General features: G+C 69.4%; 11 protein-coding genes. 7 read left to right on the top strand and 4 right to left on the bottom strand.

Annotated features, from left to right (window positions below; genetic code table 11):
- The first annotated feature begins 66 nt into the window (after positions 1-66).
- Positions 67-291, top strand: a complete 225-nt coding sequence (locus ACFTQE_RS18815; protein ID WP_376926502.1) for a hypothetical protein — start codon at positions 67-69, stop codon at positions 289-291.
- Between the two features lie 51 nt (positions 292-342).
- Here the strand turns inward: ACFTQE_RS18815 and ACFTQE_RS18820 are convergent, their stop codons facing one another.
- From ACFTQE_RS18820 to ACFTQE_RS18835, 4 genes are all read right to left on the bottom strand, one after another.
- Complete coding sequence (locus ACFTQE_RS18820; RefSeq protein ID WP_375837836.1) at positions 343-702, bottom strand: SPW repeat protein; 360 nt, start codon at positions 700-702, stop codon at positions 343-345.
- 124 nt (positions 703-826) lie between these two features.
- Entirely contained in the window at positions 827-1096 is a 270-nt protein-coding gene (locus tag ACFTQE_RS18825; protein ID WP_376926503.1) for an acylphosphatase, read from the bottom strand.
- Between the two features lie 37 nt (positions 1097-1133).
- Positions 1134-2660 carry an APC family permease gene (locus ACFTQE_RS18830; protein WP_376926504.1) on the bottom strand — a complete coding sequence of 509 codons (1527 nt, stop codon included), beginning with the start codon at positions 2658-2660 and terminating at the stop codon, positions 1134-1136.
- Positions 2661-2782: 122 nt separating this feature from the next.
- Complete coding sequence (locus tag ACFTQE_RS18835) at positions 2783-3706, bottom strand: LysR family transcriptional regulator (RefSeq protein ID WP_376926505.1); 924 nt, start codon at positions 3704-3706, stop codon at positions 2783-2785.
- Between the two features lie 119 nt (positions 3707-3825).
- Between ACFTQE_RS18835 and ACFTQE_RS18840 the strand changes: the two genes are divergently transcribed.
- The 6 genes from ACFTQE_RS18840 to ACFTQE_RS18865 all read left to right on the top strand — a co-directional run bounded on the left by ACFTQE_RS18840 (position 3826) and on the right by ACFTQE_RS18865 (position 10335).
- The gene (locus tag ACFTQE_RS18840; RefSeq protein WP_376926506.1) at positions 3826-5409 is read left to right on the top strand and encodes an amidohydrolase; all 1584 of its coding nucleotides are present in this window, start codon (positions 3826-3828) and stop codon (positions 5407-5409) included.
- Between the two features lie 62 nt (positions 5410-5471).
- Positions 5472-6440: an ABC transporter substrate-binding protein gene (locus tag ACFTQE_RS18845; protein ID WP_376926507.1), complete on the top strand. Its 969-nt coding sequence runs from the start codon at positions 5472-5474 to the stop codon at positions 6438-6440.
- Between the two features lie 9 nt (positions 6441-6449).
- Positions 6450-7442: an amino acid ABC transporter permease gene (locus ACFTQE_RS18850; RefSeq protein WP_376926508.1), complete on the top strand. Its 993-nt coding sequence runs from the start codon at positions 6450-6452 to the stop codon at positions 7440-7442.
- Entirely contained in the window at positions 7439-8203 is a 765-nt protein-coding gene (locus ACFTQE_RS18855; RefSeq protein WP_376926509.1) for an amino acid ABC transporter ATP-binding protein, read from the top strand. Before ACFTQE_RS18850 ends, ACFTQE_RS18855 begins: the two co-directional genes overlap by 4 nt.
- A gap of 116 nt (positions 8204-8319) precedes the next feature.
- A complete protein-coding gene (locus tag ACFTQE_RS18860) occupies positions 8320-8676 on the top strand; it encodes an iron chaperone (RefSeq protein ID WP_376926510.1) in 357 nt (118 codons plus the stop codon).
- A gap of 75 nt (positions 8677-8751) precedes the next feature.
- The gene (locus ACFTQE_RS18865; RefSeq protein ID WP_376926511.1) at positions 8752-10335 is read left to right on the top strand and encodes an amidohydrolase; all 1584 of its coding nucleotides are present in this window, start codon (positions 8752-8754) and stop codon (positions 10333-10335) included.
- Positions 10336-10439 lie beyond the last annotated feature (104 nt).

Here is a 10439-nt window from a genome sequence, read left to right on the forward strand (position 1 = left end):
GCCGATATTTCGGCGGGCCCTTCGTCGTTCGCTTGCATTGTCGGCGGTGCGGCGTAGCTTGACGGTATGAGCGAACGAACCACCACGGTCCTCGCCTCGGTCGCCACGATGGCGGTCGCCGCAGCCGCCGCGTACTGGATGACCCTCATCGGCGCCTTCGGGCCGGCCGTCTACACCGTCGTGCTCGCACTCGTGGTCGTCTGGCTGCTCATCTCGGCCGAACGGCATCGCGGGCTCGACCAAGTCGACGACGAGTCGTTCCGTCGACGCGGCTCGGCGTACTGGCTCTGAGCCCGTACACCGGCCCCGCCTCATCGTCGATGGGTTTCAGGTCGATGGATTTCAGTGGGGGATCGCGCCCTGGTGTGCCTGCATGGCCGGCCGGATGGCGAGTGCAGCGACGATCACCGTGACCGCGCCGCATATCCACGACATCCACGCCGCCCCGAAGGTCATCGCGTCCGCGTAGCCGCCGACCCACGGCGAGATGATGAGCAGCACGCCGAGTGCCGCCTGCACGTACTCCATCGAGACCATGCCCGGTCGGGCCAGGTTCACGATTCCCGAGAGGATCAGCAGGGTGCCGAGCGTGACCATGATCGCGACCGAGGCGCCCATCGGAGCCACGAACATCGTCGACAGCACCACGGCGAGACCGGCGGCGATGGCCACCCAGTCCTCCCATCGCGTCCACTTCTTCATAGAAACCAGCCTCCTCGTGTCGGTGGCTCCCAATCGGGGGTCGATTCAACGGTAGATCCGTTCGAACACCCGGTCAATCGGGGTATTGACGACTGGCGCGGCCGCCGGATCGAGCGTTCCGGCGTCACCCGGTGATGCGGAACCCGGGTTCGCCGGTAGGCGCTCGCTTCGCGACATCCGTGCCCTCGACGACGGAGCCGGGCGGGCCGGTCGCGAGCCAGTCGAGCATGGCGGCGACGGATGCATCCTCGCCCTCGATCTCGGCCTCGACCGTGCCGTCGGCGCGATTGCGGGCCCATCCGGCGACGCCCAGTCGCTCCGCCTCGCGGCGCGCGGCGAAGCGGAAGCCCACGCCCTGCACGATCCCGTGCACGAGCACGTGTCTGCGGATCATGCGTCCAGCGTAGGCCTCCGCCTCGAGGCCGTTCGGGTTACTGCTGCGCCTGCTCGACCACGCGGGTCGCGCCCGTGCGCAGCCGGATCTCGTCGGCGACGGCGATCGCGTCGCCGGTGGGGGCATCGGACTTGCGATCGGGGCGGGCGAGGAAGAGGTAGAGCAGTCCGGTGACGAGGACGACGCCGAGACCGATCAGGACGACGTAGTCGGTGAAGAAGTCGCCCGTCGAGCCCGGCAGCGAGAGCAGCACGATCGCGAAGATGCCGTAGGCCAGCGCGAGGATGTTGACGAGCAGGCCCCACGAGCCGAGCGAGAACGGGCCGGCGGGGCGCCAGCCCTTGAACCGCTGCCGCAGCGAGGCGAGCACGACCATCTGGAATGCGACGTAGATGCCGAGCACCGCGAACGCCGTGATCGGAACCAGCAGGTCGTTGTTGGCCCAGATGAGCACCGCGATGAGGGCGGGCACGGTGCACGCCACGATGAGCGCGTTCGTCGGCACCTTGCTCTTGGGGGAGACGCGTGCGAGCCAGCGGTGCCCGGGGATCATGCCGTCGCGGGCGAACGAGAAGAGCAGGCGGCTCGCAGCGGCCTGCAGGCTCAACACGCACGAGAGGAACGCCGTGATCGCGACCACGAGGAAGATCTTGGCGCCCGCCGACCCGAGGGTGGCCTCGAGGATGCCGGGGATGGGATCGGCGTCCTCTCCGTTGACGATCGACGCGAGGTCGGGTGCCGCGAGCACGTATCCGCCGAACGAGAACAGTGCCGAGACGCCGCCGACGAGGATCGTCAGCATCATGGCCTTGGGGATGCGGCGCGCGGGGTTCGCGACCTCTTCGGCGACGTCGCCGCAGGCCTCGAAGCCGTAGAACAGGAAGAGACCGGCGAGGGCGGCGCCCATGAACGCCGCCGCGTAGCTGCCGTCGCCCTCGACGCCCATGGTGTCGAAGAAGACGCTGAACTCCTGCTTGCGCTGGAAGATCAGCAGGTAGAGGCCGAGGCCGATGACGCCGATGAGTTCGGCGGCGAGGCCGATGCGGGCGACGCGGGCGAGCCACTTCGTTCCGGTGAAGTTGATGGCGAGGGCGATGACGAGGAAGCCCAGGGTCAGCCACAGCGTGGAGTCGTTGGTGTGCTCGATGCCGAACAGGCTCGCCGCGAACCCGGATCCGAACTCGGCGACCGAGGTGATGGTGACGATCATCGCCCAGATGTAGACCCAGGCCGCCATCCAGGCGTATCGCCGGCCCCAGAGGCGGCGGGCCCACGGGTAGATGCCGCCGTGGATCGGGTACTGCGAGACGACCTCGCCGAACACGAACGAGACGAGCAGTTGGCCGGCGCCGACGATGACGATCCACCAGATCGAGGGCGGTCCGCCAATCGAGAGGGCCACCGCGAAGAGCGAGTAGACGCCGACGAGGGGCGAGAGGTACGTGAAGCCGAGGGCGAAGTTCGCCCACAGGCTCATCGATCGATTGAACGTGTCGTCGTAGCCGAGCACGCTGAGGTGCTCGCCGTCGGAGAGGCCCGCTGCGGACCCGCGATCTTCAGACATCACTGCCTTCCACTGTCTTCGCCACGCCGATCCCCCCACTCGGCGACCCCACGTCATCGTGGTGTCGCGCCAGCATAACCAGACATCCGGTCGTAAAGCTATAGTTCCGGATGATTCATTCGTCAGTGCGTTCGCGTGCTGACGCCGAGCCCGTGCAGGATCGTCGTCACGGCGCTCATGAAGACCTCGAGCTGCGTCCCGTCGGACTCCCGCGGGACGAGGGCGAAGATCTTCCGCTCGAGCCGGAAGTCGGGAACGTCGAGCACGGTCACCCCCGGGGGGAGTCGGTGCAGGGCGATGTCGGGAACGATCGAAGCGGCGAATCCGCCGGCGATGAGACCGAGCGTGACGGCGAAGTCGTCGGAGCGTGCGACGACGCGCGCCCGGAGGTCGAGTCCGCGGAACAGGCGGTCGATGACCGCGGCGTCACTGGTTCCGGGGTGGTGGAAGATCCACGGCCGGTTCTCGAGCCGGTGCAGGGGCGTGGGTTCATTCGGGGCGAGTCCCCACGCGGTCGGCACGACGACACGGAACTCGTCGTCGCCGAGCCACTCGGGCGTCACCGACTGCGGCCACGACAGTCCGCTGTCGCCGACCTGGTAGACGAGCGAGACGTCGAACTCGCGCCCAGAGCGGAGCTGCTGGATCGTCGGGGACGGGTCGGCCACCCAGAGCTGCAGGTCGATGTCGGAACTGCGCCATTCGGGCAGCTCGAAGAGCCGCTCGAGGAGCGGCGTCGCGAGGCTCGGGAAGACGGCGAGCCGCAACTCCTGGGTGATCGACGAGTGGGCGCTCGACGTCGCCGCGAGCAACGCGTCGATGTCGGCGAGCACCCGCACCGCGTGGCGCGCCATGGCGTTCGCGGCATCGGTCGGATGCGCGCTGCGCGCGGCGCGTTCGAAGAGCGGCACGCCGACCTCGCGCTCGAGCGCCGCCATCTGCTGCGACACCGCCGATGGCGTGTAGCCGAGTCGATTCGCGGCCGCGGCGAACGAGCCGAGGCGAACGGTCTCGAGGAGCGTTCGAAGGTGGACCGGATTCAGCAACAGATTTCCTAATGCTCAGCGACGAAAGGTCTCGATCACAGCCTATGGGCAAGGGGCGTCAGCTCGCCTAATCTTGCAGAAACCTCGCCCCACTTCAGACATCAACGCAAGGAACACTGTTGGTTTCGACGCTCTTCCGCCATGCCCGCTTCCACACCTTCACCGGCTCCGAGGCGCCGGTCGAAGCGGTGCTGTCCGTCGACGGCGTCATCGTCGCATCGGGCGGCGATGCCGACGTGCGTGCCGTGGCGCGCGCAGGCACGACGGAGGTCGATCTCGCGGGGCGCAGCGTCGTGCCGGGCTTCGTCGACGCCCACATCCACTCCGCCTCCTACGCGCGGGAGCGTCACGCGCTCGACCTGCGCGGCGCGAGGAGCCTCGAGGAGGCGCTCGAGGGCATCCGGGCGCACGCGCGACGACTGCCGACGGGGCAGTGGATCTTCGCCGGTCGGTGGGACTCGAACACCTGGGACGTGCCGGTGCAGCCGGATCGTCATTCGCTCGACCGGGTCTGCCCCGATCGCCCGGTCGCGCTGCCGAGCGTCGACGGACACACGATCTGGGCGAACAGCGCAGCGCTCGCGGTGATCGGCTACGACGCGTCGACCCCCGACCCGATCGGTGGCGAGATCGTCCGCGACGACCGCGGCGAACCGACCGGCATCCTCCGGGAATCCGCCCGCTACCCGCTGCGCGAGCTCATGGGCTCGCCGCTCGCCGGCGAGCTCATCGACCAGCTCCGCTCCAGCCAGGAGCACCTGCTCTCGCTCGGGCTCACCGGCCTGCACGACATCGACGGCGAGGATGCGCGATCGGCGTACCTCGAGCTCGCAGCCCAAGGGGCGCTGAAGCTCCGGATCCACAAGGCGATCACCGCCGACCATCTCGAAGCCGCGATCGAGGAGGGGCGGTTCACGGGCGATGGCGACGACTGGTTCCAGACCGGCCCGGTGAAGTTCTTCTCCGACGGTGCACTCGGATCCCACACCTCGCACATGGGCGAGGACTTCGCCGGCCAGGCGGGCAACCACGGCATCGAGGTGATCCCGTATCCGGAACTCCGCGAACTCGTGCGTCGCGCCGCGGCGGCCCGCATCGCCGTGGCCACCCACGCCATCGGGGATCAGGCCAACCACCTGGTGCTGAACGCCTACGAGGAGGTCGCGGCGCTCAGCCGCGCAGCCGGGCTCCGCCATCGCATCGAACATGCGCAGCACATCCGCTGGGACGACGTGCCCCGATTCGCCGCGCTCGAGGTCATCCCGTCGCTGCAGCCGACGCACTGCACCTCCGACATCCCGCTGTCGGAGTCGCTCCTCGCCGGCCGTGACCTCGCCAACTACGCCTGGCGATCGCTCGCCGACGCCGGCGCACATCTCGCGTTCGGATCGGATGCGCCGATCGAGGATCCGAACCCCATGCACGGGATCCACGCCGCCGTCACGCGGCAGAACGCCGTGGGATCGCCGGCGGGCGGCTGGGAGCCCGAACAACGGATCTCCGTCCGCGAGGCCCTCGCAGCGCACTCGGCCGGCGGCGCCTACGCCGCGAACCGCGAGCACCGGCAGGGGCGACTCGCGCCGGGGCAGCTCGCCGACTTCGTCGCCCTCGAACAGGATCCGTTCGACATCGAACCCGAGTCGCTCCGCGACCTCCGCGTCATGACCACGGTCGTCGGCGGCGAAGTGCGCTTCCAGCGATGAAGCCAGTCAGCACCACCACAGCCCGGTCGAAGCCGGAACCACCTCAGGAATGGAGCACCACGATGTCTGCACTCACCTCACTCGGTCGGGCTCGAACGGCCGGCCTCGCGCTCGTGCTCGGTGCCGTACTGCTCGGCACCTCGGCATGCGGCGCCCAGAGCATCGCCGACGACGGAACGTCGGACGGGCCCGCGGCCGAGCTCACCGAGACCCCCTCCGAAGACCTCGCGAAATCGGTGATCGACGGGATCGAGGCATCCGCCGACCTCGCCGACCTCGTGCCGGCGGGCATCTCGTCGGAGGGGCTCAAGATCACGACCTCGGTCGGGTACCCGCCCATGGAGATGTTCGGCACCGACGGCACCACGATCGTCGGCGTCGACGCCTCACTCGCCCGGGCGCTCGCCCGCGTGCTCGGGGTCGGCGTCACGCTCACGGACCAGGAGTTCAACGCCCAGATCCCCGGCGTGCTCACCGGCCGATTCGACGCCGTGATGTCGTCGATGACCGACAACGAGGAGCGTCGCGAGACGGTCTCCTTCGTCGACTACGTGAGCGCCGGCAACGGATTCCTCGTGCAGACCGGCAACCCCGGCGGCGTCGAGGTGCCCGAGGACCTCTGCGGTGAGATCGTCTCCGTCGTCGACAACGGCTCGTCGATGTTCCTCGCCGACGAGATCAACGCGAGCTGCGCGAGCGACGGCGCCGCCGCCGTCGAGATCCTGAAGTTCGAGGGCGACAGCGAGGCGATCCTCGCGGTCAAGAGCGGCCGCGCAGCGGCGACGATCACCGACTACCCGGTCGCGGTGCACCGCGCCGACGAGGCCGAATCGGGCCTCGAGGCGATCGCGATCGACGGTGGCGAGAGCCCGTGGGGGATCGCGATCGACAAGGAGAACACCGAACTCGTCGAGCTCCTCCGGGCCGCACTGCAGGAGCTCATCGACTCCGGTGCCTACGCCGACATCCTCGACGCCTGGGGCGTCGGTCAGATGGCCGTCGACTCGGCCGTCGTCAACGACGGACAGTAGGAGCAGCACATGCCGCACTCGGACCAGCGCGTCGCGCCGTTCACCGGCGCCGACGGTCGATCGATCCCGATCGCGCCGCGTCGCCACGTCGGCCGCTGGGTCGTCGGCGGTCTCGCACTGCTGTTCTTCGCCTGGCTCGTCTCGGCGGTCGTCTTCAACGACAACATCCGCTGGAATCGCGTCGCCGAGTACCTGTTCGCGCCGAAGATCCTGAGCGGCGTGGTCGTCACGATCGGGATCAGCTTGCTCGCGACCGTGATCGGCCTCGTGCTGGGTGTCGTGCTCGCGGTCATGCGCCTCTCGAAGAACCCGGTGCTCGGCTGGCTCGCCACCCTCTACATCTGGTTCTTCCGGGGCACGCCCGTGCTCGTGCAGCTGATCTTCTGGTACAACCTCGCGTTCCTGTTCCCGTACCTCACGCTGCAGGTGCCGTTCACCGAGATCGGCGTGCGGTGGGACACGAACCAGGTGATGACGGGCTTCACCGCCGCGATGCTGGGCCTCGGCCTGAACCTCGCAGCGTACTTCGCGGAGACGGTGCGGGCCGGCATCCAGGCCGTCGATCGCGGGCAGAGCGAGGCGGCGCTCGCGGGCGGCATGACGTCGATGCAGAACATGCGCATCATCGTGCTCCCGCAGGCGCTGCGCATCATCATCCCGCCGACCGGCAACGAGTTCATCTCGATGCTCAAGACCACGTCGCTCATCGTGGTGGTCGCCGGCAACGACCTCATGACGAACGCGAGCCAGATCTACAAGCAGAACAACCTCATCATCGAGCTGCTGATCGTCGCGAGCCTCTGGTACATGCTGCTCACGGCGATCGCGACCTACCTGCAGTCGAGGCTGGAACGACGGTTCGGCGTCGATGCCGTCCGCCTCGTGCGCGGTCCGACGTGGACGCAGTCCATGCTCCGGCGGGTCTCGGGCAACCGGGACGTCACGACGGCGACCCGCGCGATGGCCGAGGTCCGCGAGAACACGAAGGAGGAGGTGCGATGACCGAGGCACTCGTTCAGGCATCCGGTGTCACCAAGGCGTTCGGCGAGCACCTCGTGCTCCGCGGCGTCGACTTCTCGGTGCGGGCGGGCGAGGTGAGCTGCATCATCGGTCCGTCGGGCTCCGGCAAGTCGACCTTCCTGCGGTGCATCAACGCGCTCGAGACGGTCGACGACGGAGACCTCACCGTCGCCGGAGAACAGGTGGGGTACACGCTGCGCGCCGGGAGCTACCACCCGTGGGCCGATCGCGAGTTCGCGCGGTTCCGTGCCGGCATCGGCATGGTCTTCCAGCGGTTCAACCTCTACTCGCACCTCGACGCCGCCGAGAACGTCGCGGCGAGCCTCGTGCACGTGAAGAGGATGAAGAAGGACGCCGCCCGCCTGCGTGCGCTCGACGAGCTCGATCGCGTGGGCCTCGCCGACCACGCGTCGAAGCGCCCGCACCAGCTCTCGGGCGGACAGCAGCAGCGCGTGGCGATCGCTCGCGCGCTCGCGATGGATCCGGCCCTCATGCTCTTCGACGAGCCGACCTCGGCGCTCGACCCAGAGCTCGTCGACGAGGTGCTCGAATCGATGAAGGCGCTCGCCGAGGGCGGGATGACGATGGTCGTCGTGACCCATGAGATCGGGTTCGCGCGCGAGGTCGGCGACACGCTCAGCTTCTTCGACGAGGGGGTCATCGTGGAGAGCGACACTCCGGAACAGGTCGTGCGGTCGGCGTCGTCGCCGCGCACCCGCGCGTTCCTCGACAAGGTGCTCTGAGCCGCGGATGTCCCGTTCCACCGGTCGCTCGGCACGGTCGTCGACGTGCCCGATGAGACGGGGCGGGCCGCGAGCGAGCGGATGCCGCGGCATCCGTTCGGCGTACCATGGCCGCCATGGGGGAAGTGAGCGACTACATCGCCGGTCTCGACGCACCCGAGCGCGACGTCATGGAACGCATCAGGGCCCGGGCGGTCTCGCTCGTGCCCGATGCGGTCGAGGGGGTGAGCTACGGCATGCCGGCCCTGCGGTATCGGGATTCGCCGCTGCTCAGCATCATGAAGGCGAAGGCCCACATCGGGCTCTACCCGTACAGCCCGCCCGTGATCGAGGCGATCTCGTCGGAGCTCGAGGGGTATTCGTGGGCGAAGGGCACGATCCGGTTCACGCCCGAGCACCCGCTGCCCGACTCGCTCGTCGATCGCATCATCCTGCTGCGCCGCGACGAGATCGACGAGAAGAAGAAGCGCTAGCCGCGCCGTACGCCGCGCATCACGCGCGATCCACCCCCTGAACGCGCGATCCACCCCCTGAACCAAGGACCGACGTTGCCCTCGAAGCTGTTCCGCAATGCCCGCATCCACACGCTGACCGGCGAGGCGAGGCCCGCAGCGGCGCTGCTCGCCGTCGACGGCGAGATCGTCGCGATCGGCGATGACGCCGAGCTTCGGGACCTCGCCGCTCCGGGCACGATCGAGGTCGACCTCGGCGGTCTCGCGGTCGTACCGGGGTTCGTCGACGCCCACATCCACACCGCGTTGCTCGCGGGCGAGCGCGGGCAGCTCGACCTGCGCGGGGCCGGCAGCCTCGACGAGGCGCTGGCCGCGATCCGCTCGCACGCGGCGGGCCTGCCGGCGGGTCGCGGCATCTTCTGGGGCAGCTGGGACTCGAACACCTGGGCCGAGCCCGTGCAACCCGATCGCCACAGCCTCGACCGGGTCTGCCCCGATCGACCGGTCGTGCTCCCGAGCATCGACGGGCACACCGTCTGGGCCAACAGCTTCGCCCTCGCCGCAGCCGGCATCACGGCGGCGACGCCCGACCCGGTCGGGGGCGAGATCGTGCGCGATGCTCGGGGTGAGCCCACCGGCATCCTCAGGGAGGAGGCGCAACGCCCGTTCGACGCCATCATCGGCGGGCCGACGGTCGCCGACCTCGTCGAACAGCTCGCGGTCGAGCAGGAGCACCTGCTCGCGGTCGGTCTCACGGGTGTGCACGACATCGATGGCGAAGACGCCCGCGCCGCCTATCTCGAGCTGCATCGCAGCGGGCGGCTGAAGCTCCGCGTCCACAAGGCGATCCCGGCCGTCCACCTCGACGCGGCGATCGCCGAGGGCCGGTACACGGGCCAGGGCGACGACTGGTTCCAGACCGGGCCGGTCAAGCTCTTCTCCGACGGCGCGCTCGGCTCGCACACCTCGCACATGGGCGAGGCATTCGTCGGCGAGGCCGGCAATCGCGGCATCGAGGTGATCCCGTACCCGCAGCTGCGCGAGCTCGTGCGGAAGGCCGCGGTCGCGGGCATCGCCGTCGCGACGCACGCGATCGGCGACGAGGCGAACCACCTCGTGCTGAACGCGTACGCCGAGATCGCCGAGCTCAGCCGCGCCGCGGGCCTGCGGCATCGCATCGAGCACGCCCAGCACATCCGCTGGGACGACGTTCCGCGATTCGCGGAGCTCGGCGTGGTCCCGTCGCTGCAGCCGACGCATTGCACCTCGGACATCGCGCTCGCATCGACCCTGCTCGCCGGACGGAACCTCGCGAACTACGCGTGGCGCTCGCTCGCCGACTCGGGCGCGCACGTGGCCTTCGGCTCGGACGCCCCGGTCGAGAGCCCGAACCCGATGTACGCGGTGCACGCCGCCGTCACGCGGGAGGATGCCGCGGGGGAGCCGGCCGGAGGCTGGGAGCCCGAGCAGCGGGTGAGCGTCGCCGAGGCCCTCGCCGCCCACTCGGCGGGCAGTGCCTACGCGGCGCACCGCGACCACCGACAGGGAGTGCTCGCCCCCGGGATGCTCGCCGACTTCGTCGCGCTCGAGCGGGATCCGTTCGACGTGGAGCCGGGCGAGTTGCGCGACCTGCGGGTCGTCACGACGGTGGTCGGCGGCGAGGTGCGCTTCCAGCGCTGAGACGACAGATGCCCCGGGGCCTTCAGCGCCCGCAGAAGGACATCCCTGCCCTCACTCAACGCACCCGCCGGCCACCGACCGATCCCACCAACGCACTGCTGTCC

This window comes from Agromyces sp. NPDC056965, assembly GCF_042673425.1.
Taxonomy (GTDB): Bacteria; Actinomycetota; Actinomycetes; order Actinomycetales; family Microbacteriaceae; genus Agromyces.